This is a genomic window from Pseudomonas sp. 15C (assembly GCF_055484735.1).
The window spans coordinates 43,797-65,257 of the sequence record NZ_JBUDGD010000024.1; the positions used below are offsets into that span (position 1 = coordinate 43,797).

Consider the following 21,461-nt stretch of genomic DNA (forward strand, 5'->3'; position numbering starts at 1 on the left):
TCGGCTTGCTGATGGAATCGGGTTGCGGCGTCACGCCTTGCGAAAAGGCATGCAGGGGCGCGGTCTGTGCCGACCGCGCAAGGCATCGAATGCCGTCTGGCCGGGCGCTATACCCGCGGCCATTCACAGATGAGAACGGATGACGTCTGCAAATAATTAGTCGACGGGCGCGCCCCTCAACGGGGCCGGGGTGCGGCGGCGTGTCGCAGTTCGCAAAACACACTTGCTTGCAGCATTAGTTCTCTTTCTCAATTGACAATCATTATCATTCAACATAATTTGTCGCTCGATGTGTAGGACAGCCCTGCCCCCAGAGGCGTCCCACTAACCAATTTGGCAGCAAGGTGATTTCCATGACGGAACGAGTATCCACAAGCAGGTGCGATTCACCGCTACTTCAGGCATTCGTCGATAATCGGCTGATTCTGGTCAAGATCGCCGCGCGCATTACCGGTTGTCGCTCGCGCGCCGAGGACGTGGTGCAGGATGCGTTTTTCCGCCTGCAATCGGCGCCACCGATCACCTCGTCGATCAAGGCGCAACTGAGTTATCTGTTCCAGATCGTGCGCAACCTCGCCATCGATCACTACCGCAAACAGGCGCTCGAGCAGAAATACTCTGGCCCTGAAGAGGAAGGGCTGAATGTGGTCATCCAGGGTGCTTCGCCGGAAACCTCGCACATCAATTTCTCGACCCTGGAAAACATCGCCGACGCCCTGACCGAGCTGCCCAGCCGCACACGCTATGCGTTCGAGATGTATCGCCTGCACGGCGTGCCGCAAAAGGACATCGCCAAGGAACTCGGCGTCTCGCCGACCCTGGTCAACTTCATGATTCGTGATGCACTGGTGCACTGCCGCAAGGTTTCGGGCAGTCGGCGCGATACGGTGGTTGCGGGTCGTCGTTAGGATCTGGATTTTGCGTCACGCCATTTGCGAGCAGGCTCGCTCCCACAGAGTTTTGTGAACAACACAAATCCCATGTGGGAGCGAGCCTGCTCGCGAAGAGGACTGGAGAGCACAACAGATCTAAAGCCCGATCATTTCAAGCCAGGCTGCAGCGATCAAAAAACCGCTCACGCCCCAGCATCATCAGTGCCGCGCGCTTGTGCGGAAAGTCGAATTCCTTCTCGCAGTGAAAACACTGGTTGTGCATGTGGCCGATCATCTTCGCGTTGTCGGCGCGGGGCTCGGCGACCACCCGTTGCGTGCGCGGATCATCAAGAAACAGGTAATGCACCAGCGCCGATAGCCAGCTCGCCACTTTGTGCGGGCCGCGGTGGTCTTCCTCGCCGACCAGCATGTGGATGCCGCGATCGTAATCATCGGCGTCATAGAACGGCGCGATGCGATCTTCCTTGGCCCAATAGGCTTCGAAATAGGCGAACGGCTGATCGTCGAAACAGCCGATCAAGGTCAGCGTATGCGGGTCGGCGTCGAGTTTGCTCAGGTACTCGCGGTGCTTGTCGAGGCTGCCCTCCTCCTGCCAGAAACTGGCCACCCGTGGGCTGTTCTGCCAGCGGTTGAAACGCGGCAAATCATCTTCGATTTCGACGGTTCGCAAGGAAATCCAGGCGCCGAGCCGCGCGTCGAAACGCCGATAGACTTCACCGCGCGGTTTGACCGGGCGCCGGGGATGGCGTTTGCCTTCACTGATGATCATTTGTCGCGGATAACTGCCGGTCAACGAAGTCCCCAGCCAGGGTTGCGGCAATTGCCAGAACAGCGTGCGTTCGCAGCGATATTCGCCGCTCACCTCGGTGCCGATCAGCAAACCACTGAGCAAGGCCTCGGTCGGTGGTTGATCCAGTTGCCAGGTCAGTTGCTGGCACGCCGGATCGCGCGCGAACAGCCAGTAACAGGCAGCCCACAGCGCTTGCCCCGGCGGCAACGCGAAGCGCTCATCGATCTGGATCGGGCCTTTCGCGTCGCGATCAAGGCGCAGACGAATCAGCGGCTGGCCGTCGAGGCTCAGGCTCAAACGGCTTTCGCTGGCATCAGCGATCAGTTGACTGCCCGAAGGCAAGGCCAGGGCAGTCAGGTCATTCAGATTGGACATGGGGCGGGCTCACGATAATCATCGACAGTTAGACGATGTGACGTGAGCGGCAGGCGGAAATTTAGGCTTTCAGCGCAAATGGCGCTCAGCGATTGAGCACTGGCACCACGGCGATTTTGTAAGGATCGAAAATCTTCAGCATGTCGCCGTTGTCGCGCAGCCCCTGCAACAGCTTGCCGAACGCCGCGCCGCTGATCGGTGCCGTCGGGCGCAGAATCGCATAGTGGTGGTAGATCTGATCGACGCGCTGCGAGACGAGCAACTCATCACGGACCTTCTCGTTACGCAGCAGGTAATCACTGAGGTACGAGCGGGTCACCAGGGCGATGTCGGCGCGTGAGCGCAGCACCATCAGCAGGTTGCTGTCGTGGGAATAGGTCAGCGTCGCGTTGAATTGCTGCGCGAGGAATTTGGGGTCGGCGTTGAAGGCCGCAAATTCGTAGTGATAGCCGCTGAACAGCGCCAGACGCTTGCCTTTGAGGTCGGCGAAATAGTTTTGCTGACGGCCATCTGCACGCTGCGCGACGAAAATCTCGGCATCTTCAAGGCCCATGTCGACGTCGCTGTGGGGGATATCTTTCCAGCCCCATTCAGGGTTCTCGAAGATCGCCATGTCGATCCGGCCCTGCTTGAAATCACCGAAACGCCGGGGAATCGACGTGGGCACCAGGACGAACTGATAGTCGCTTTGCAAACGGTTCAGCGCTTCGACCAATTGCGGCAACAGACCGGTATCGGCGCCGTTTTCCGGGCGGATGGTGTACGGCGGAAAATGCGCCGCGCCGACCCGGACCAATTGCGCGGCCTGAGCGGGCAATACCCATAATGCAGCCAGCGCTGCGAGCATCAACCCCGCGACGGTCCGAATTGGCAAAGACTTCAAAACACCCCACTCCCCGAAAAAATACCGATCAATGCATTCAAGCTAGGCGGTTTCGCCCAGTTAGCCAGTTTCCCGGCCGGATAGAAAGTGGCTCAACGCTCTTCGAGGACCAGAATCAACGCCTCGTCGGCCAACTGATCGAGGCTCAAACTGCCGCCAGCACGGAACCAGGTGGTGGTCCAGGACAGTGCGCCTGTCAGGAAACGTCGGGTAATAAAAACGTCGCCACGGATGAATCCGGCGTCTTTGGCTTCACCCAGTACTTGCAACCAGATTTCTTCGTAGATATCGCGCAGCGCCAGCACTTTGGCCTGGCCTTCTTCGGACAGCGAGCGCCACTCGTAGACCAGCACCGCCATGGCCTCGCCGCTGCCGCCCATGATCGACTGCAATTCGCAGCGGATCAGCGCCAGCACGCGCTCGCGGACATCGGCCGCGTCGGCCAGCGCCGCGCGCATCAATGCGGTGTTGTAGCGGATGGTTTCTTCCATCACCGCGCGCAGGATTTCGTCCTTGCTTTTGAAGTGATGAAAAATGCTCCCCGACTGGATGCCGACCGCGCCGGCCAGATCACGCACGGTAGTGCGTTCGTAGCCTTTATTGCGGAACAGGTGAGCCGCCACTTGCAGCAACTTGCCGCGGGCGCTGTCGGGGTCCGTCAGCTGGCCACTGTCGACCAAATCGCGCATGACCCTCAGGGCTTTTTGCTCGTCCACCCGTTCTCTCCTACAGTCGATCAGTGTCTTGCCCCCTGAAACCGCAGGGTTGCGCGCAATTTAAGCCGCCAGCGGCAACCAAGCAAGCGCTTGGGCAGAAGATAGTTTCAAGTGTTTACAAACCAAGCGCTTGCTTGGTAGCCTCCAGACACTTCTGTCGCAGATCGCTGAGTCGGAGATAAAAATGCCAAATACCGTGCGTATCGGATGCGCCAGCGCCTTCTGGGGTGATACATCGACCGCCGCCGCGCAACTGGTGGCCGGCGGGCGTCTGGATTATCTGGTGTTCGATTATCTGGCCGAGATTACGATGTCGATCATGGCCGGCGCGCGCATGAAAGACCCACAGGCCGGCTACGCCAGTGATTTCATCGAAGTGCTGACACCGCTGCTGCCGCAATTGGCCGAGCAGCACATCCGCGTCATCAGCAACGCCGGCGGGGTCAATCCACAGGCCTGCGCCGCCGCCCTGCAAGCCGCGTGTGATCGCGCCGGCGTCGCGTTGAAAATTGCTGTGCTGCTTGGCGATGACCTGCAGCCTCAACTGCGCCAGCTCAGCGGTATCACTGAAATGTTCACGGGCGCCCCACTGCCGCCGCTGTGCGTGTCGACCAATGCCTATCTCGGCGCACCGGGCATCGTCGAAGCGCTGAAGCTCGGCGCCGATATCGTCATTACCGGCCGGGTAGTCGACAGCGCCGTGGTCAGCGCGGCACTGGTGCATGAATTTGGCTGGTCATGGCATGACTACGACAAACTGGCCCAGGCCGCACTGGCCGGGCACATCATCGAATGCGGCGCGCAATGCACCGGCGGCAACTTCACCGATTGGCGCGACGTGCCGGATTACGAACACATCGGTTTTCCGATCGTCGAGGTCAGCGCCGACAGCCAGTTCATCGTCAGCAAACCCGAAGGCAGCGGCGGCCTGATCACACCGCTGACCGTCGGCGAGCAGATGCTGTATGAAATCGGCGATCCGCAGGCGTATCGGCTGCCCGATGTGATCTGTGATTTCACTCAGGTCGAACTTCGGCAACAGGGCAAAAACGCCGTCCATGTGCATGGCGCAAAGGGCTTGCCACCCAGCGATCAATACAAGGTCAGCGCGACTTACCCAGACGGCTTTCGTTGCACCGCCAGTTGCCTGATCGCCGGCATCGATGCGGTCGACAAGGCGCGGCGCGTCAGTCAGGCGATCATCGACAAAACCGCAGAAATGTTCAGCCAGCGCGGCTGGGCGCCCTACAGCGAAACCCATGTCGAACTGCTTGGCAGCGAGGCCACCTACGGCCCGCACGGTCAGCGTCAGGACAGCCGCGAAGTGGTGATCAAACTCGCCGTGCGCCATCCCGATAAAAAAGCCCTGGTCGTGTTTTCCAAAGAAATCGCTCAGGCCGCGACCGGCATGGCGCCTGGGTTGACCGGCATCGTCGGCGGTCGTCCGACGGTGTACCCGCTGATCCGCCTGTTTTCGTTTCTGATCGATAAAAGCGTCTGCACGCTGCACGTCGATATGGCTGGCGAACGTCATCCGTGCAGCCTGCCCGCGCCCGCCATAACGCAAAACCCGACCTCAGCCCTGCCCCATCAACCGCCCGAACCGCAGGGCCGCGCCGATGCTTCTGTGCCGCTGGTCAAACTCGCGGTCGCGCGTTCCGGCGACAAAGGCAACCACAGCAACATCGGCGTCATGCCGCGCAAACCCGAATATCTGCCCTGGATCGCCGCAGCGCTGACGCCAGCGGCGGTCGCAGACTGGATGAGCCATGTGCTCGATCCGGACAACGGTCGGGTCGAGCGCTGGTACCTGCCCGGCACCCACAGCCTCAACTTTCTGCTGGAAAACGCCCTCGGCGGCGGCGGTGTCGCCAGTCTGCGCATCGATCCGCAAGGCAAGGCCTTCGCCCAGCAACTGCTGGAAATCCGCATCGCGGTGCCGCAGAGCATCGCCGAACAACTCGACTAGAGGTTGAGCTTCATGGCGTACGCATCGATTTTCCAGGCCGGGCTGTTCAGCGGCCAGAGCATTATCGTCACCGGTGGCGGCAGCGGCATCGGCCGCTGTACCGCGCATGAACTGGCGGCGCTCGGGGCCAACGTGCTGCTGGTCGGGCGCAAGCCTGAAAAGCTCGAACGCGTCGCCGCCGAAATCGCCGAGGACGGTGGCCGTGCGCATTGGCAGGCCTGCGATATCCGCGATGAAGAAGCGGTAAAACTGCTGGTCAGTGAGCTGATCGCCGCACACGGGCCGATCCACGGTCTGGTCAACAATGCCGGCGGCCAGTATCCGTCGCCGCTGGCTTCGATCAATCAGAAAGGGTTCGAGACCGTGCTGCAGACCAATCTGGTCGGCGGATTTCTGATGGCCCGGGAAGTGTTCAACCAGTCGATGAGCAAACACGGCGGCAACATCGTCAACATGCTCGCCGACATGTGGGGCGGCATGCCCGGCATGGGCCACTCTGGCGCCGCGCGCTCGGGCATGGACAACTTCACCAAAACCGCGGCCGTCGAGTGGGGTTACGCCGGGGTGCGGGTCAATGCGATAGCGCCGGGCTGGATCGCTTCCAGCGGCATGGACACTTACCAGGGCGCGTTCAAAGCGGTGATTCCGACCCTGCGTGAGCATGTGCCGCTCAAGCGCATCGGCACCGAATCGGAAGTCAGCGCGGCGATCGTGTTCCTGCTCAGCCCGGCAGCGGCGTTCATCAGCGGCAGCACCTTGAAAATCGACGGCGCGGCCAGCCTCGGCAGTCGCGCATGGCCGCTGCATAAGGCGACGCACAGCGAGTCGTTCAACGGATTTCATCGGGCGTACTTGCCTGACGTGCTCAAGGACAAGGAATAAGCCATGGCGCAGATCCAGTCGCTACTCGACCCGCACAGCGAAGCCTTCGCACGTAACCGTACGGCGATGCTCGCCGCCATCGAACACGTGCAGCAACTGGAACAGAACCTGCTGAACAAGGCTGCCGAAGCCAAGGCGAAGTTCGATCAGCGCGGACAACTGTTGCCGCGCGAACGCCTGAACCTGTTGCTCGATCCCGGCGCGCCGTTTCTGGAACTGGCGAGTCTGGCCGGTTACAAACTGCACGATGACAAGGACGGCAGCGCAGCCGGTGGCGGCTTGATCGCCGGCATCGGTTACGTCTGCGGCATTCGCGCGATGGTGGTGGCCAACAACAGCGCGATCAAGGGCGGAACGATCTCGCCCAGCGGCCTGAAAAAATCCCTGCGCCTGCAACAGATCGCCCTGGAAAACAAACTGCCGATGATCACCCTCGCCGAAAGCGGCGGCGCCAACCTCAATTACGCCGCGGAAATTTTCGTCGAAGGCGCGCGCAGCTTTGCCAATCAGGCGCGGCTGTCGGCGCTGGGTTTGCCGCAGATTACCGTGGTGCATGGTTCGGCCACCGCTGGCGGCGCCTATCAGCCCGGTTTGTCGGATTATGTGGTGGTGGTGCGCGGCAAGGCCAAGCTGTTTCTTGCTGGGCCGCCGCTGCTCAAGGCGGCCACCGGTGAAGTCGCCACCGATGAAGAACTCGGCGGCGCCGAGATGCACGCGCAGGTCGCCGGGACCGCCGAGTACCTGGCGGAAAACGATGCCGATGGCGTGCGCCAGGTGCGCGATATCCTGCGCATGCTGCCGTGGAACGAACAACTGCCGTGGCGGCCGGAGCCGCAATACAAAGAGCCGCTCTATCCCATCGACGAATTGCTCGGGCTGATCCCGGACGATCCGAAAAAGCCCTACGACGTGCGCGAAATCATCGCGCGCATCGCCGATGAATCGAACTTCGTCGAGTTCAAGGGCGAATACGATCAGCAAACCCTGTGTGGCCATTTGAAGATTCAGGGCCGCGCCTGCGGTTTCATCGGCAATAACGGCCCGATCACCCCGAACGGTGCGAGCAAAGCCGCGCAGTTCATCCAGTTATGCGATCAGAGCCAGATCCCGCTGCTGTTTTTCCACAACACCACAGGCTTCATGGTCGGCACCGAATCGGAACAGCAAGGCGTGATCAAACACGGCTCGAAACTGATTCAAGCGGTGGCCAACGCGCGGGTGCCTAAACTGACGCTGGTCGTCGGTGGTTCCTACGGTGCCGGCAATTATGCGATGTGCGGACGCGGTCTCGATCCACGCTTCATTTTCGCCTGGCCGAACAGCCGCACCGCAGTGATGGGTGGCGCACAGGCCGGCAAGGTGTTGCGTATCGTCACCGAAGCCAAGCAATTGAAAGACGGCCTGGTGCCGGACCCGAAAATGCTCGACATGCTCGAACAGGTCACCGCGCAGAAACTCGACAGCCAGTCCACGGCGCTTTACGGCAGCGCCAATCTGTGGGACGACGGGCTGATCGACCCGCGCGACACGCGCACCCTGCTCGGCTATCTGCTGGACATCTGCCACGAAGCCGACGTTCGTACGCTGCAACCCAACAGCTTCGGCGTCAGCCGCTTCTGACCGCCACGGATCTCACGGAGAACAATAACAATGATCTTCACCCCGGAACACGAAGCGCTGCGCCGCACCGTCCGCCAGTTCGTCGACCATCAGATCAACCCGCACGTCGACGAATGGGAAAAGGCCGGACGCTTTCCGATCCACGAGATTTTCCGTCAGGCCGGCGAGCTGGGTTTGCTGGGGATTTCCAAACCGGAAAAATTCGGTGGCATGGGCCTCGACTACAGTTACTCGATCGTCGCCGCCGAGGAGTTCGGCACCATTCATTGCGGCGGCATTCCGATGTCGATCGGCGTGCAGACCGACATGTGCACCCCGGCGCTGGCCCGCTTCGGCTCCGATGAACTGCGCGAAGAATTCCTGCGCCCGGCGATCAGCGGTGAGCAGGTCGGCTGCATTGGCGTCTCCGAAGTCGGCGCCGGGTCCGACGTCGCCGGGTTGAAGACCACGGCGCGCAAGGATGGCGACGATTACGTGATCAACGGCAGCAAAATGTGGATCACCAACTCGCCGAGCGCCGATTTCATCTGCCTGCTGGCCAACACGTCCGATGACAAGCCGCACATCAACAAGTCGCTGATCATGGTGCCGATGAACACGCCCGGCATCAGTCTCAGTTCGCATTTGGACAAGCTTGGCATGCGCAGTTCGGAAACCGCTCAGGTGTTTTTCGACAACGTACGCGTGCCACAGCGCAACCGCATCGGCCACGAAGGCGCCGGTTTCATGATGCAGATGCTGCAGTTTCAGGAAGAACGCCTGTTCGGCGCGGCGAACATGATCAAGGGCCTGGAGTATTGCGTCGACAGCACCATCGAATACTGCAAGGAGCGCAAGACCTTCGGCAATGCGCTGATCGACAATCAGGTGATTCACTTCCGCCTCGCCGAATTGCAAACCGAAATCGAGTGCCTGCGCGCGCTGGTCTATCAGGCCACCGAGCAGTACATCAAAGGTCAGGACGTCACCCGGTTGGCGTCGATGGCCAAGCTCAAGGCCGGGCGACTGGGCCGTGAGGTCAGCGACAGCTGCCTGCAATATTGGGGCGGCATGGGCTTCATGTGGGACAACCCGGTGGCCCGCGCCTATCGCGATGTGCGGCTGGTATCGATCGGCGGCGGTGCGGATGAAATCATGCTGGGGATCATCTGCAAGCTGATGGGCATCCTGCCGGGGAAAAAGAAATGAGCCACCTGCCCGAGTGCCAGACGCTGCTGCTGGAACTGCATGGCGGCGTGCTGCACGTCACGCTCAACCGGCCGGACAGCCGCAATGCGATGAGCCTGCAGATGGTCAGCGAGTTGCGCGCGGTATTCGCTGCTGTTGCTGACGAGCGCGATATCCGCGCGCTCGTGCTCAGCGGCGCCGGCGGACATTTCTGTGCCGGTGGCGACATCAAGGACATGGCCAGCGCGCGTGCTCAGGGTGGTGAGGCTTATCGCGAGCTGAACCGGGCCTTCGGCGCCTTGCTTGAAGAGGCGCAACACACGCCGCAGGTATTGATCAGCGTGCTGCAAGGCGCAGTGCTGGGTGGTGGATTCGGGCTGGCCTGTGTCAGCGATGTCGCGATTGCCGACCATCAGGCGCAGTTCGGTCTGCCGGAAACCAGTCTCGGCGTGATTCCGGCGCAGATCGCACCGTTTGTGGTGCAGCGCATCGGCCTCACAGAAACCCGCCGTCTGGCGCTGACCGCTGCGCGTTTCGATGGCGATCAGGCTCGGCAACTGGGGCTGGTGCATTTTGTCGAGCGCGATGCCCAAGCGTTGGCCGAACGGCTGGATGAGGTGCTGCAGCAAGTGCTGCGTTGCGCGCCGCAGGCGAATGCCATGACCAAGCAATTGCTGTTGGCCAGCGCTGGGCAGCCGTCGAGTGAATTGCTTGATCAGGCCGCGCAGTGGTTCAGCGAAGCGGTGACGGGCGAAGAAGGCGTCGAGGGCACCCTGGCTTTCGTGCAAAAGCGCAAACCGCGGTGGGCTATCTAAAAAGCATCGCTGGCAAGCCAGCTCCCACAGGGAATTTGCGTCGTTAACAAAACCTGTGGGAGCTGGCTTGCCAGCGATGAGGCCAGCTCATGCAACGCAACTTCCGAGGAAACAGCCCATGCCCACCCTCCAGAAAATCCTGATCGCCAACCGCGGTGAAATCGCCTGCCGCATCCAGCGCACCGCCCAAGCCCTCGGCTACCGCACCGTCGCCGTCTACAGCGATGCCGACGCCGATGCGCTGCACGTAAAAATGGCTGACCAGGCCGTGCACATCGGCCCGGCACCGGTGCAGCAGTCCTACCTGAACATCCCGGCAATCCTCGACGCCGCGCATCGCAGCGGTGCCGACGCGGTCCATCCCGGCTATGGTTTTCTCTCGGAAAACGCCGAATTCGCCCGCGCCTGCGAACAGGCCGGGCTGACCTTCATTGGCCCCAGCGCCGAAGCCATCGAACTGATGGGCAGCAAACGCCTGTCGAAGCTCGCCATGCTCGACGCCGGCGTGCCATGCATTGCCGGCTATCAGGGCGCTGCGCAAGACGACGCGACCTTGTTGCGCGAAGCCGAGCGCATCGGTTACCCGTTGATGATCAAGGCCAGTGCCGGCGGTGGCGGGCGCGGCATGCGCCTGGTGCAGAACGCGGCTGAGCTGCCGGCGCAATTGCGCACCGCGCGCTCGGAAGCGTTGAACGGTTTTGGCAGCGACGAATTGATACTTGAACAGGCCGTGGTCGAACCCCGGCATGTCGAAGTGCAGGTGTTCGGCGACCATCACGGCAACCTGATCTACCTTGGCGAGCGCGACTGTTCGATCCAGCGACGCCATCAGAAAGTCATCGAAGAAGCGCCCTGCACGATCATGACCACCGAGTTGCGCCAAGCCATGGGTGAAGCGGCGTTGAAGGCCGGCCGCGCGGTGAATTATGTCGGCGCCGGCACCGTTGAATTTCTGCTCGATGCACGAGGGCAGTTCTACTTTCTGGAAATGAACACGCGCCTGCAGGTCGAACACCCGGTCACCGAATTGATCACCGGTGTCGATCTTGTGGCGTGGCAATTACAGATTGCCGAGGGCCAGCCGCTGCCGCTGACTCAGGATCAGGTGCAACTCAATGGGCATGCCATGGAGGTGCGGTTGTACGCCGAAGATCCGACGCAGGGTTTTCTTCCGCAGACCGGGCGTATCGAAGCCTGGGAGCCGGCGCTGAGCCATGGTGTGCGGATCGATCACGGCTTGCTCGAAGGGCAAGCGGTCAGCCCGTTCTATGACCCGCTGCTGGGCAAACTGATCGCCCATGGAACCACCCGGGAAGAGGCGCGGCGCAAGCTATTGCGCGCGGTGCAGGACACTGTGTTGATGGGCATACAAAGCAATCAGCGTCTGCTCGCCAGCCTGCTGCAGCATGAGCAATTTATCAGCGGTCAGTTCAGTACCGCGTTCATTGCCCAGCATTTCAGCGATCATCCAAGCCTGCATCGCTACGTGCCCAGCGCCGAGGAATTGGCGATCGCCGCGCTGCTGTTCTATCAAACCAGCGCACGCCACCACCGAGCGCCACTGAGCGGCTGGCGCAACAACGCCAGCGTGCCGCTGACTTATCGCCTCGGCTTGGATGAGCAGAACTGGACGCTGCAACTGTGCGCTCAAGGGCCAGACGTGTTTCAGGTTAGCCTCGGTGAACGCACGATCGACCTGCGACTCATTGACCTCGAAGCGCATTCGCTGACACTGGCCGTCAACGGCGTGCGCCAGCGCCACGCCTGTCGACTGGCGGGCGCACAGCTCTGGCTGTTCAGCCATCCGGGCAGTCTGCGGCTGGAGGATCGAACTCATGCGGCGATCGACAGTCAGACCAGCGTCAGCTCCGGCACCTTGAAAGCGCCGATGGACGGCGCCATCGTCGACGTCCTGGTCAGCGAAGGCAGCACGGTCAGCAAAGGTCAGTTGCTGGTGGTGCTGGAGGCAATGAAAATGGAGCACCCGCTCAAGTCCGGCATCGACGGCGTGCTCAAGCGGGTGCAGGTCAAGGTTGGCGATCAGGTAAAAAATCGTCAGGTTCTGTTGCAGGTCGAGTAGTCGCCCACACGTCGATGCGGGTTTTGACTACGCTCTGAAATATCAGAACGCGAAAATCAGGAACCCTGCGATGCCCCACTGGCTGGTCATAGATCTGGAAGCCACTACCGACGAGGGTGGCTGGCCGGTCACCGAAATGGAAATTATCGAGATCGGCGCGACCCTGGTCGATCGCGCCGGGCGCGAGCAGGATCATTTTCAGCGCTTCGTCAAACCGACGCGGCGGCCCTTGCTCACCCCGTTTTGCCGCGAACTGACGCACATCACCCAGGCCAATATCGATGCCGCGCAACCGCTGCATGAGGTCTGGCCGGCCTTCGAGCGCTGGCTGGCACAGCACCAATCGCGCCTCGAGGGGTGGGTCAGCTGGGGCGATTACGATCGCAAGCAGTTGCTGCAGGAATGGCAGCGTCTGCACCTCGACAGTGGCCTCAGCCGGGTGCCGCACATGAACCTCAAACAACGCTTCGCCAAGGCCCGCCGTCTCGAGCGGCCATTGGGCCTCAACGGTGCGTTGCAACTGGCCGGCCTGCAATTCAGCGGCCAGCAGCATCGGGCGCTGGAGGATGCGCGCAACACGGCGCGGTTATTGCCACTGGTGTTGCCGCTTTAGAGACGTGACGAGGCGGAAAGCCTTGGGCATACTGGCCGGCCCCTTTTCAGCCCTTTTCGAGGAACCGCCCATGTTTAAAGTCAACGAGTACTTCGACGGCACCGTCAAGTCGATCGCCTTCGGCACCGCTGAAGGTCCGGCGACCATCGGCGTCATGGCCCCGGGCGAATACGAATTCGGCACCAGCCAGCGTGAAATCATGCACGTTGTGTCGGGCGCCCTGACCGTCAAGCTGCCCGACAGCAGCGACTGGGAAACCTTCGCCGCCGGCAGCCAGTTCAATGTACCGGCCAACAGCAAGTTCCAGCTGAAGGTCGCGGTCGACACTGCCTACCTGTGTGAATACCGCGGCTGATACGGCGGTTCTATCCAGCACAAAAAAAAGCCCGCGTGCAACGACGCGGGCTTTTTTTATGCCTGCAAACTTATTTATTCGAGAATTTCCACCGGCATCCCGACTTCGAGTCGACCGTTTCTGTCATTGACCAGGTTCTGCCCGAACATTGCGCCATCGGCTGTGGCCCGATGTTTTTGCAGGGTGGCGAACGGTTCGCGGTCGGCACTGCGCTCGCCGGTTTGCGGGTCGACGGTCGTCATGATGCAGCGTGAGCACGGCTTGACCACGCGAAACTCGATATCGCCGATACGAATACGCTTCCAGCCATCCTCGGCATAAGCCGCGCTGCCTTCGATCACCAGATTCGGCCGGAAACGCAGCATCTCCAACGAACGCCCGACCTTGCCGGAAAGGTCCTGCAGCGAAGCGTCGCCAATCAATAGCAACGGATAGCCGTCGGCGAAGGCGACTTGATCGTCATCGTGGCCGAAACCCGATTGTGTCGTGCGTGCTCGATCCAGCGGCATCTGCACCAGGCGTGTCGGCTTGCCAAGGAACTCGCTGACCCAGCGCGCCGCCGCGTCGCCGGCATCCGGCACGCGCAAGGTATCGCGCCAGATGGTCACGCCGCGCAGCTCGGCATCATCCGCCGGCAAGGGAATATCGATGGAGCCTTGCCCGGGCGTCGCGAGTGTCAGGCCGCCGTCGGCATTCCACAGCGCCGACAGCTGACTCATCCGTGCTTCGGCGCGCTGAGTCAGGAAGCGCCCGCTGGCCTCGTCTACCAGCATCCAGCGACGATCGCCCGTCAGCCCCAGCTTGTCCAGCTCGGCGCTTTGCAGCACTTCGCCCTTGCCGGATTTCAACGGGTAACGATAAAGCGCGCTCAGACGCAGCATGGCCAGCTCCTTGTGGTGGAAGCCGCCACCCTATATGAGCCGCGTCGCGGAATCAAAGTGTGGGAGCGAACCTGCTCGCCAAAGCGCTGTTCGATCCAAACCACGCAGCGCACGTGGATTCCCAATCGCGACCTGCCCGCTCCTGATGCTGTCAGGCCGGGACTTCATCGAGCATCAGACGCTGGCGCACCACGTCGACCAGTTTGTCCGGCTGGAATTTGGAGAGGAAGTTGTCGCAGCCGACCTTCTTCACCATCGAATCGTTGAAGCTGCCCGACAGCGAGGTGTGCAGCACCACATACAGGCCGCGCAAACGCGGGTCGTTGCGAATTTCGGTGGTCAGACGGTAGCCGTCCATTTCCGGCATTTCCGCATCGGTGAAGATCATCAGCAACTTGTCGGTCATGTGCACGCCGGTATCGGCCCAGGCCTTGAGCATGTTCAGTGCTTTGAGGCCGTCGCTGGCAATGTGCATTTTCACCCCGAGCTGGCCGAGGGTGTCACGCAGCTGCGAGAGCGCCACATTGGAGTCGTCGACCAGCAGCACTTCACGGCCACGGGCGCGCTCCAGCACCGGATCGTCGAGTTTGTCGCGCGAGACCTTGGCGTTGTACGGGACGATTTCGGCGAGGACTTTTTCCACGTCGATGATTTCCACCAGTTGATCGTCGACCTTGCTGATGGCCGTCAGATAATGCTGGCGACCGGCGCTGGTCGGCGGCGGCAGAATGGCTTCCCAGTTCATGTTGACGATGCGATCGACGCCGCCCACCAGAAAGGCCTGCACCGAACGGTTGTATTCAGTGACGATGATGGTGCTGTTCGGCCCTGGCACCAAGGGGCGCATGCCGATTGCCTGGGACAGGTCGATCACCGGCAAGGTCTGCCCGCGCAGGTTGACCACACCGCAAACGAACGGGTGACGCTGCGGCATCAGGGTCAGCTTCGGCAGTTGCAGCACTTCCTGAACCTTGAACACGTTGATCGCAAACAACTGCCGCCCGGCCAGTCGAAACATGAGAATTTCCAGGCGATTCTCACCCACCAGTTGCGTGCGTTGGTCTACCGTGTCGAGAATGCCGGCCATCAATGACTCCTGGGCTTGTTCTGATGAATTCACTTATGTGAGGTTATCGGCTGCAAATGGCGCTTCTTGATTGTCATGACTGACCTGTAAAAAATGCCCTGAACAGCCATTGATGTCACATTAACATCATGCTTTACTGGCGCAGTGATTTTCATCTGCTACTTTTATCTGCGGCGCGACCTCGGTTTGCGTCATAGGTTCCCGCACCTAAGGGATTCCCCTAGGGACAATCAGGCCCAACCTGATATTCGCAATATCCAATAGCCATTAATGTGACGCCATTCTCATTGCATGAACGGAGTCAGGCTATTGTGTGCGATCGCAGTTCAGTGGCAACAAACCCTCTGGAAACTCTCAGTCTGTGCACGTGCACGTGCACGGCCGGACGCGATCTGCCGACGATTCATGATCGTCGCTACACACGGCATTCGTTCATCAGACATGACGTTGTGGAGATAAGCATGCCAATCGACCGCAAAGACTGGGTAAAACGCTTCCCCGAATTTCTTGTCGAGGCTGAAACACTGCTGGCCAAGTCCGAGGAATGCCTGAGCCATCTGCAACTGATCAGCAATGACAGGGACGCCATTGAATGCATGCTCAGTACCTTGCTCAAGCTTGCTCGCCGGGCGGAGGCGCTGGCGCTGGAGTCGATCAGCGAATTTTCCCTGCACATCCACAGCCTGCTTGACCTCAATCATGCTCGTGTCGACCTTCATGATCAGGCGCTGCAAGCGTTGCAGGATTGCTTCACGCTGATGGCCTGGCAGCTCGAGCTGGTCGATCAGAAGACTGGCCAATTGAGCCTGGATGAAAGCGAGCAGGCTTCGCTGATCGAAGCGCTGGCGTTTCAGGTCGGTCAAAGCCCGATTCAGTCGCCGCTGGCAAGCAAACGTTTGCCGCAACTGCCTTACTCGGGCCAGGCCTGACTCATCGCCGTGGCGCGGATGGCCTTGGCGGACGCACGTCTCGAATGTCGTAATTGAATAGTCCATACCTGCCAGCGACAAAACGATATAAATAATCAGCATTGATCACCCGCCCTTTTTCCTGCCGGCCTCAGGGTTTGCCTGTGTACCAGGGAGCACAACTTGGGGCATCGCCGGTCTTCACTTCACACCCTCAAAACCGACTTTCGTGCTTATGGAACTGGCGTGCAAACCCATGTATTTCCTGACTGAATGGACATATAGAGCAAGCGCGACCATCGGTATCTTAAGTGGTATTATGTCGCCCGTTAGTTGTCCTCAAGTTAATGGCACGGTGCTTTCATTCAGGCGTTATCTGCTGAAGTTCGCAAACATCCGGGGCACCCGACCATGTTGAAACCATTGCCATATTTGACAGCATTTTCAGACAGAGACCCGCCAGGCTTCGGCCGGTCTGCCCGCAGCGAACATTCATTGGCTCCATCCGCTATGTACGCCAGCCTCAAGTCAATTACCCAATGGCCCCCTTCGCGGGAGAATGCGCGTCGGTTCACGCTGATATTGTCAGTCGCGGCCGCACTGGGCAGTTTGATGACCTATGGTTTTTCAACTTCCTTCAGTTTGGGTCTGCTGCTACTGCAAATCGCGGCGACTGCCTGTGTCTGGGTGCAATATCGGCTGTCGCGCAAATCAATCAAGTTTCAGCCGCAGGAACTCGCCGACCGTCTGCTGCAAGTCCAGGAAAACGAACGCCATCGCCTCAGCCGCGAACTGCACGACGATATCGGCCAGTTGCTGACGGCGGCGAAACTGCAGAGTGAGTGGCTCAAGCGTCGCCTGCCCCCCGACTCGCAGGAACAATGCTCGGTGTTATGCGACACCCTCGAAGAAACCCTGAACAAGGTGCGCGACGTTTCGGCCATTCTCAATCCGCGCCAGTTGACCAGTCTGGGACTCGAGGCCAGCCTGCGTGCGCATCTGCTCAAGGCCCTGGCCAACACCAGCGTGCAATGGAGCCTCGATTGTCAGCAGCGCCTCAATGGCATTCCAGAAGAGATGGCCGTCGCCGCCTTTCGCATCACCCAGGAAGCGGTGACCAATATTCTTCGTCATGCACAGGCGAAAAATCTGGTGGTACGCTTGCAGCGCCTGCCCGAGGGTCTGACATTATTGATCAGTGATGACGGCGCGGGATTTGCGCCGGCGACCGATCCGGGTCGCGAAGGACAACGCGGCATGGCCGGGATGGCCGAACGAATCGAGCAACTGGGTGGCACCCTGAGCGTCGTCAGCGAGCCGGGCAGAGGCACCCAGATCGAAGCACTTTTCCCGTGGGCGCCGCGCGCACTCGAACGGGCCAGTACGAATAAGGTTATGCGTTGACTTGCAATTTACTTCTGGTGGATGACCACTCGCTGATCAGGGCCGGCGTGCGCGCTCTGGTGCTGGATATTCCCGGTTACGCGGTGATTGGCGAGGCCAATGATGGTTCGCAATTGCTCGAGATGGTCGAGCAACTTAATCCCGATATCATCTTGCTGGATATCTCCATGAAGGAAACCGGGGGGCTGGAAGCACTGCAACGCCTCAAGCGCGTACGACCGCAGAGCAAGGTGCTGATTCTGTCGATGCACACCGATCCGGCGCTGATCATGCAGGCACTCGAGTCCGGCGCCTACGGTTACCTGCTCAAGGACACCACCGCCACCGAGCTGGAACACGCCCTGGAAGCCTTGCGCAACAACGAGCGCTACTTGAGCCCGGCCATCGCCCATACCGTGATCAATCAGGCACTGACCCGCAATCAGAACCAGCAGCCGGATATTGCCGACGCGCACAACCTGACGGCGCGCCAACTGGAAATCCTGCGCCTGATCGTGCGTGGCAAGTCCACCCGCGAGATTGCCAACGGCCTGGGCTTGAGCATCAAAACGGTCGAAACCCACCGCTCCCAGATCATGAAGCGCCTGCAGATCTTCGACGTGGCGGGCCTCGTGCTGTTTGCCGTGCGCGAACAGATCATCAGCCTTGACGACTGATCGCTTCGGTACTGCTCAACAAGGGTGAATGTTCCGGCAAATGCACGCGCAATGCCGCCGGACGCACTTCAAAGCGCAGGCTGTTGCACTCCAGCGGTTCGCCGTCGAGATTCATGCACAGCCCCTCGGCCACCTTGATTTCAACCCAGGGCAAACGGGTTCGCACGAACAGATTATCCAGCCCGAAACCTTCGCTCAGCAGTGATTTCAAAGTCCCCACCAGCTCCTGTGGTGCCGGCAGGATGCTGATATCGAGCAGTCCATCATCGGCCAGCGCCTGCGGGCACAACACATGTCCGCCGCCGGCCTGACGGCCATTGCCAATGCCCAGCGCCAACAGCTCGCCGCTCCAGTGAAAATCCGGCCCCTGCAGTTCGCCATAGGCAGCATGCAACTCGCTGAAGCGCGACAATCCAGTGAATAGATAAGCTGCGCCGCCGAGGACTTTCTTCAAATCTTCAGACGTGTTGGCCGTGACCTGACTGCCGAACCCACCGGTGGCCATGTTGAGAAAAATCTGCCCGCCCACCTCGCCCACGTCAATATCGTGCGCCGGCACATCGAGCAATTCCAATGCTTCGGCAGGCTCCAGCGGCACCCCGGCGGCGCGGGAAAAGTCGTTGGCGGTGCCCAGGGGCAAAAGCACCAGACTGGCCTTGCCCGGATGCGCCGCGAGCGCTTCGGCAATATCGCGCAAGGTGCCATCGCCGCCACCGGCAATGATCGTGGTGTAGCCGTCCGCTAACGCCTGTTCTACCCAGCGCTGTGCATCTCCGGCTTCCCAGGTCAGGCGCACGGCCAGCTCCCAGCCCTGCTTGCGCTTGTCCTCGACGGCAGTGCGAACCGCCTCGTTGAGAGCCTGTTTGCCATGCAGAATCAACAGCGCCCGGCGCTCGTTCATTGCGTTACTCCCCAGAATCGAATCGATTGAAACATCTTGACCACTGCGGCACGCAAAAAAGCCCCGCCCTCCCTAATTAAATCTGCCTTGCGCTGCGGGCGTCCTACACGACGGTACTTTTTCTTACAAAACATGCGGAATCGGCTCAATTGACCCGCTTCGAGCATTGGGTCAACGTGTGCCGGCGGTATCAATCTTCAAATCCAATACACAAGGACGTGCATGTAATGAGTGGATACACCCACGAAGCTTCGGTCAATTCTGGAGCCCGAATAGCCTGCAAGCGAACATTTGAAACAGCCGGTGGATGCTTCCATGCCAAGCCATGAAGCGCGAATGCCAGTGAGCCCGGTTGGCCCCATCGTTGAAAGTCGCACGAACCACAAGTCCGACTTCAAAAACAGCGCCAGAACGACTGGAGAAGTTGATATGGAACCTCGTGTTACCGAGCTGGAAACCCATCTCAAATATCTTCGACGGGACATGGACGAAATCCGTGGTGATGTCAGAACGATCAAGCACCGGCTAGCCTATTCGGCCGGTGCCATGGCGGTGGTCCTGGGACTGCTGGGCTGGGTCGCCAACAGCCGGTTCGACCAGCTCGTCACCTTGATGAGCAATTGAACCTGTGAGTCATGGCAGGCGCCGCTTGAGTCAGCGGGCGCCTGCCTTTGCAATGGCCAGGTCAGCCCAGCAGATCACTCAACGGAATGAAGCCCACCTCGTCGCCTTCACTCAACGTGCGACCTTCCAGTACTTCAACCAGACCGTCAGCCCACACGGCGCTGCGCAATACCCCGGAGCTCTGGTTGCGGTAAACAGTCGCCCGCCCTTGCTCAAGACGCCCGCGCAGGTATTCGCGCCGATTGCCGGCCACAGGCCAGGCGAAACCCGCGGGTACGCTGAATTTCAGCGGCTCGACTTCACGCACACCCTGACGTCGCAACAGATAGGGCCGGGTCAGCAGCGCAAAGGTCACCAGGGTCGAGGCCGGATTTCCCGGCAAGCCAATGACCGGCACGTTGCGAAAATGACCACAGGTCAGTGGTTTCCCGGGTTTGATTGCCAGCTTCCACAGTGCGAGTTCTCCCTCCTCGCGCAGAGCGATGCCGAGAAAATCTGCTTCGCCCACCGACACGCCACCGGTGGAAAGAATCAGATCGACATCCTGCAACTCACCGAGCCGAGCGCGGGTAGTGGCGAGGTCATCCGGAAGAATGCCGGCATCGATCACCTCGCAGCCAAGCCGTTGCAGCCAACTGCAAAGCAGCACCCGGTTGCTGTTGTAGATCTGCCCCGGCCCAAGCGTCTGACCTGGTTCCACCAGCTCGTCGCCAGTGGAAATCACCGCCACGCGAACCTTGCGCACCACCTTCAGCGCGGCACAGCCCAGCGACGCAGCAAGCCCTTGCTCGATCGGGCCCAGCCGGGTTCCGGCCGGCAGGATCAGCTCACCGATGGTAGTTTCCTGCCCTTGCGGCCGAATGTTCTGCCCGGCCTTCATGGGTTCGAGGAACTGCACTTTGCCGTCGGCCTCGACCGCAGCGTTCTCCTGCATTTCCACGCAGTCGGCGCCCGCCGGTACCGGCGCGCCAGTGAAGATGCGCGCGCACGTGCCAGGCTCCAAAGGTTGCGGGGATTGGCCGGCAAACACTTTTTGACTGACCGGCAGCGGCTGCCCATTCCATTGGCCTAGGTTGAGCGCGTAACCATCCATGGCGGAGTTCGGCCAAGGTGGCAGATCCAGCGTGGAAAACAGATCTTCGCTCAGCACTCTCCCCTGGACCTGCGCCAGCGGCAGATGCTCATGCTCGACGATGGGTGCGGCCTCGGCCATTTCCAGCAAACGTGCCAGCGCCACTTCGACCGGCATCAAGGCTCCGGTCTTGCCCGGCTTAGCCACGGGTTTCACACGGCGCCGCCTGCTTCAGATGCGTGACGAAATTGCACGGACGGTGGCGGGCGTCCAGCTGCTCACCGAGAATGCCGTCCCAACCGGTGCGCACCGCATTGGTCGAACCCGGCAGGCAGCACACCAGCGTGCCATTGGCCAGACCGGCCAGCGCGCGTGATTGCACGGTCGAAGTGCCGATATCGGCGACCGAGATCTGCCGGAACAATTCGCCAAAGCCGTCGACCTGTTTGTCGAGCAGGCAGGCAACCGCTTCCGGCGTGCTGTCGCGACCGGTAAAGCCCGTTCCGCCGGTGATCAGCACCACCTGCACGACATCGTCGGCGATCCAGTTGGCGACTTGCGCCCGAATTTTGTAAAGATCATCTTTGAGCAACACGCGTTGCGCCAGGTTATGCCCCGCCGCCGTCAAGCGGTCGACGAATACCTGGCCGGAAGTGTCGGTTTCCAGAGTTCGGGTATCACTGACAGTCAGCACCGCAATATTGAGCGGCACAAAAGGTACATCAGCCTTGGCTTTCATAGGCTCTTCCAGTTGTAGGAGAAACAGCCCG

Annotated in this window: 21 protein-coding genes; 13 read left to right on the forward strand and 8 right to left on the reverse strand. The window is 60.5% G+C overall.

Features of this window, described 5'->3' with window-relative positions:
* The first annotated feature begins 353 nt into the window (after positions 1-353).
* On the forward strand, positions 354-908 hold the full coding sequence (locus ACYYKW_RS14380) for an RNA polymerase factor sigma-70 (protein ID WP_464990411.1): 555 nt from the start codon (positions 354-356) through the stop codon (positions 906-908).
* Between the two features lie 136 nt (positions 909-1,044).
* On the opposite strand, the gene ACYYKW_RS14385 is transcribed toward ACYYKW_RS14380, so the two are convergent.
* The 3 genes from ACYYKW_RS14385 to ACYYKW_RS14395 form a co-directional block, all read right to left on the reverse strand.
* Positions 1,045-2,058, reverse strand: a complete 1,014-nt coding sequence (locus ACYYKW_RS14385; protein WP_464990412.1) for a GNAT family N-acetyltransferase — start codon at positions 2,056-2,058, stop codon at positions 1,045-1,047.
* An 85-nt stretch (positions 2,059-2,143) separates the two neighbouring features.
* The gene (locus ACYYKW_RS14390) at positions 2,144-2,941 is read right to left on the reverse strand and encodes a substrate-binding periplasmic protein (RefSeq protein WP_093099779.1); all 798 of its coding nucleotides are present in this window, start codon (positions 2,939-2,941) and stop codon (positions 2,144-2,146) included.
* Positions 2,942-3,033: 92 nt separating this feature from the next.
* Positions 3,034-3,657, reverse strand: a complete 624-nt coding sequence (locus ACYYKW_RS14395; RefSeq protein ID WP_093099776.1) for a TetR/AcrR family transcriptional regulator — start codon at positions 3,655-3,657, stop codon at positions 3,034-3,036.
* A 184-nt stretch (positions 3,658-3,841) separates the two neighbouring features.
* On the opposite strand from ACYYKW_RS14395, the gene ACYYKW_RS14400 reads away from it, so the two are divergent.
* The 8 genes from ACYYKW_RS14400 (at position 3,842) to ppnP (ending at position 13,158) form a co-directional block, all read left to right on the forward strand.
* The gene (locus tag ACYYKW_RS14400; protein WP_464990413.1) at positions 3,842-5,626 is read left to right on the forward strand and encodes an acyclic terpene utilization AtuA family protein; all 1,785 of its coding nucleotides are present in this window, start codon (positions 3,842-3,844) and stop codon (positions 5,624-5,626) included.
* A 12-nt stretch (positions 5,627-5,638) separates the two neighbouring features.
* Positions 5,639-6,508, forward strand: a complete 870-nt coding sequence (locus tag ACYYKW_RS14405) for an SDR family oxidoreductase (protein ID WP_464990414.1) — start codon at positions 5,639-5,641, stop codon at positions 6,506-6,508.
* Between the two features lie 3 nt (positions 6,509-6,511).
* Positions 6,512-8,128, forward strand: a complete 1,617-nt coding sequence (gene atuC / locus ACYYKW_RS14410) for a geranyl-CoA carboxylase subunit beta (RefSeq protein WP_464990415.1) — start codon at positions 6,512-6,514, stop codon at positions 8,126-8,128.
* A gap of 30 nt (positions 8,129-8,158) precedes the next feature.
* Positions 8,159-9,316: a citronellyl-CoA dehydrogenase gene (atuD, locus tag ACYYKW_RS14415; protein ID WP_093099764.1), complete on the forward strand. Its 1,158-nt coding sequence runs from the start codon at positions 8,159-8,161 to the stop codon at positions 9,314-9,316.
* Positions 9,313-10,110: an enoyl-CoA hydratase/isomerase family protein gene (locus ACYYKW_RS14420; RefSeq protein WP_464990416.1), complete on the forward strand. Its 798-nt coding sequence runs from the start codon at positions 9,313-9,315 to the stop codon at positions 10,108-10,110. Before atuD ends, ACYYKW_RS14420 begins: the two co-directional genes overlap by 4 nt.
* A gap of 118 nt (positions 10,111-10,228) precedes the next feature.
* Positions 10,229-12,190, forward strand: a complete 1,962-nt coding sequence (locus tag ACYYKW_RS14425; protein WP_464990417.1) for an acetyl/propionyl/methylcrotonyl-CoA carboxylase subunit alpha — start codon at positions 10,229-10,231, stop codon at positions 12,188-12,190.
* Between the two features lie 70 nt (positions 12,191-12,260).
* Positions 12,261-12,803: a 3'-5' exonuclease gene (locus ACYYKW_RS14430; RefSeq protein ID WP_090284875.1), complete on the forward strand. Its 543-nt coding sequence runs from the start codon at positions 12,261-12,263 to the stop codon at positions 12,801-12,803.
* A 70-nt stretch (positions 12,804-12,873) separates the two neighbouring features.
* Positions 12,874-13,158, forward strand: coding sequence for a pyrimidine/purine nucleoside phosphorylase (ppnP, locus tag ACYYKW_RS14435; protein ID WP_007940055.1), 285 nt, complete (start codon positions 12,874-12,876; stop codon positions 13,156-13,158).
* Between the two features lie 74 nt (positions 13,159-13,232).
* On the opposite strand, the gene ACYYKW_RS14440 is transcribed toward ppnP, so the two are convergent.
* Positions 13,233-14,039: an MOSC domain-containing protein gene (locus ACYYKW_RS14440; protein ID WP_464990418.1), complete on the reverse strand. Its 807-nt coding sequence runs from the start codon at positions 14,037-14,039 to the stop codon at positions 13,233-13,235.
* A 151-nt stretch (positions 14,040-14,190) separates the two neighbouring features.
* Entirely contained in the window at positions 14,191-15,126 is a 936-nt protein-coding gene (locus tag ACYYKW_RS14445; protein WP_090284879.1) for a chemotaxis protein CheV, read from the reverse strand.
* Between the two features lie 461 nt (positions 15,127-15,587).
* Between ACYYKW_RS14445 and ACYYKW_RS14450 the strand changes: the two genes are divergently transcribed.
* From ACYYKW_RS14450 to ACYYKW_RS14460, 3 genes are all read left to right on the forward strand, one after another.
* Entirely contained in the window at positions 15,588-16,055 is a 468-nt protein-coding gene (locus ACYYKW_RS14450; RefSeq protein WP_093099749.1) for a hypothetical protein, read from the forward strand.
* A gap of 489 nt (positions 16,056-16,544) precedes the next feature.
* The gene (locus ACYYKW_RS14455) at positions 16,545-17,438 is read left to right on the forward strand and encodes a sensor histidine kinase (protein WP_464990423.1); all 894 of its coding nucleotides are present in this window, start codon (positions 16,545-16,547) and stop codon (positions 17,436-17,438) included.
* A complete protein-coding gene (locus ACYYKW_RS14460) occupies positions 17,435-18,094 on the forward strand; it encodes a response regulator (protein WP_090284885.1) in 660 nt (219 codons plus the stop codon). Before ACYYKW_RS14455 ends, ACYYKW_RS14460 begins: the two co-directional genes overlap by 4 nt.
* On the opposite strand, the gene yegS is transcribed toward ACYYKW_RS14460, so the two are convergent.
* A complete protein-coding gene (yegS, locus tag ACYYKW_RS14465) occupies positions 18,078-18,995 on the reverse strand; it encodes a lipid kinase YegS (protein WP_464990419.1) in 918 nt (305 codons plus the stop codon). The genes ACYYKW_RS14460 and yegS overlap by 17 nt on opposite strands.
* Before the next feature lie 315 nt (positions 18,996-19,310).
* On the opposite strand from yegS, the gene ACYYKW_RS14470 reads away from it, so the two are divergent.
* Positions 19,311-19,619 carry a hypothetical protein gene (locus tag ACYYKW_RS14470; protein ID WP_172833256.1) on the forward strand — a complete coding sequence of 103 codons (309 nt, stop codon included), beginning with the start codon at positions 19,311-19,313 and terminating at the stop codon, positions 19,617-19,619.
* A 61-nt stretch (positions 19,620-19,680) separates the two neighbouring features.
* Here the strand turns inward: ACYYKW_RS14470 and ACYYKW_RS14475 are convergent, their stop codons facing one another.
* Entirely contained in the window at positions 19,681-20,907 is a 1,227-nt protein-coding gene (locus tag ACYYKW_RS14475) for a molybdopterin molybdotransferase MoeA (protein ID WP_093099742.1), read from the reverse strand.
* A complete protein-coding gene (gene moaB, locus ACYYKW_RS14480) occupies positions 20,891-21,430 on the reverse strand; it encodes a molybdenum cofactor biosynthesis protein B (RefSeq protein ID WP_090284891.1) in 540 nt (179 codons plus the stop codon). Before moaB ends, ACYYKW_RS14475 begins: the two co-directional genes overlap by 17 nt.
* Positions 21,431-21,461 lie beyond the last annotated feature (31 nt).

Excerpts from the sequence above, each read along its gene's own strand:
- ACYYKW_RS14400 (WP_464990413.1), top strand. The coding sequence starts at position 3,842 with ATGCCAAATACCGTGCGTATCGGATGCGCCAGCGCCTTCTGGGGTGAT.
- atuC (WP_464990415.1), top strand. The coding sequence starts at position 6,512 with ATGGCGCAGATCCAGTCGCTACTCGACCCGCACAGCGAAGCCTTCGCA.
- ppnP (WP_007940055.1), top strand. The coding sequence starts at position 12,874 with ATGTTTAAAGTCAACGAGTACTTCGACGGCACCGTCAAGTCGATCGCC.
- ACYYKW_RS14450 (WP_093099749.1), top strand. The coding sequence starts at position 15,588 with ATGCCAATCGACCGCAAAGACTGGGTAAAACGCTTCCCCGAATTTCTT.
- ACYYKW_RS14440 (WP_464990418.1), bottom strand. The coding sequence starts at position 14,039 with ATGCTGCGTCTGAGCGCGCTTTATCGTTACCCGTTGAAATCCGGCAAG.
- ACYYKW_RS14420 (WP_464990416.1), top strand. The coding sequence starts at position 9,313 with ATGAGCCACCTGCCCGAGTGCCAGACGCTGCTGCTGGAACTGCATGGC.
- ACYYKW_RS14455 (WP_464990423.1), top strand. The coding sequence starts at position 16,545 with ATGTACGCCAGCCTCAAGTCAATTACCCAATGGCCCCCTTCGCGGGAG.
- atuD (WP_093099764.1), top strand. The coding sequence starts at position 8,159 with ATGATCTTCACCCCGGAACACGAAGCGCTGCGCCGCACCGTCCGCCAG.
- moaB (WP_090284891.1), bottom strand. The coding sequence starts at position 21,430 with ATGAAAGCCAAGGCTGATGTACCTTTTGTGCCGCTCAATATTGCGGTG.
- ACYYKW_RS14425 (WP_464990417.1), top strand. The coding sequence starts at position 10,229 with ATGCCCACCCTCCAGAAAATCCTGATCGCCAACCGCGGTGAAATCGCC.
- ACYYKW_RS14405 (WP_464990414.1), top strand. The coding sequence starts at position 5,639 with ATGGCGTACGCATCGATTTTCCAGGCCGGGCTGTTCAGCGGCCAGAGC.
- ACYYKW_RS14430 (WP_090284875.1), top strand. The coding sequence starts at position 12,261 with ATGCCCCACTGGCTGGTCATAGATCTGGAAGCCACTACCGACGAGGGT.
- ACYYKW_RS14380 (WP_464990411.1), top strand. The coding sequence starts at position 354 with ATGACGGAACGAGTATCCACAAGCAGGTGCGATTCACCGCTACTTCAG.
- yegS (WP_464990419.1), bottom strand. The coding sequence starts at position 18,995 with ATGAACGAGCGCCGGGCGCTGTTGATTCTGCATGGCAAACAGGCTCTC.
- ACYYKW_RS14470 (WP_172833256.1), top strand. The coding sequence starts at position 19,311 with ATGCCAAGCCATGAAGCGCGAATGCCAGTGAGCCCGGTTGGCCCCATC.
- ACYYKW_RS14385 (WP_464990412.1), bottom strand. The coding sequence starts at position 2,058 with ATGTCCAATCTGAATGACCTGACTGCCCTGGCCTTGCCTTCGGGCAGT.
- ACYYKW_RS14445 (WP_090284879.1), bottom strand. The coding sequence starts at position 15,126 with ATGGCCGGCATTCTCGACACGGTAGACCAACGCACGCAACTGGTGGGT.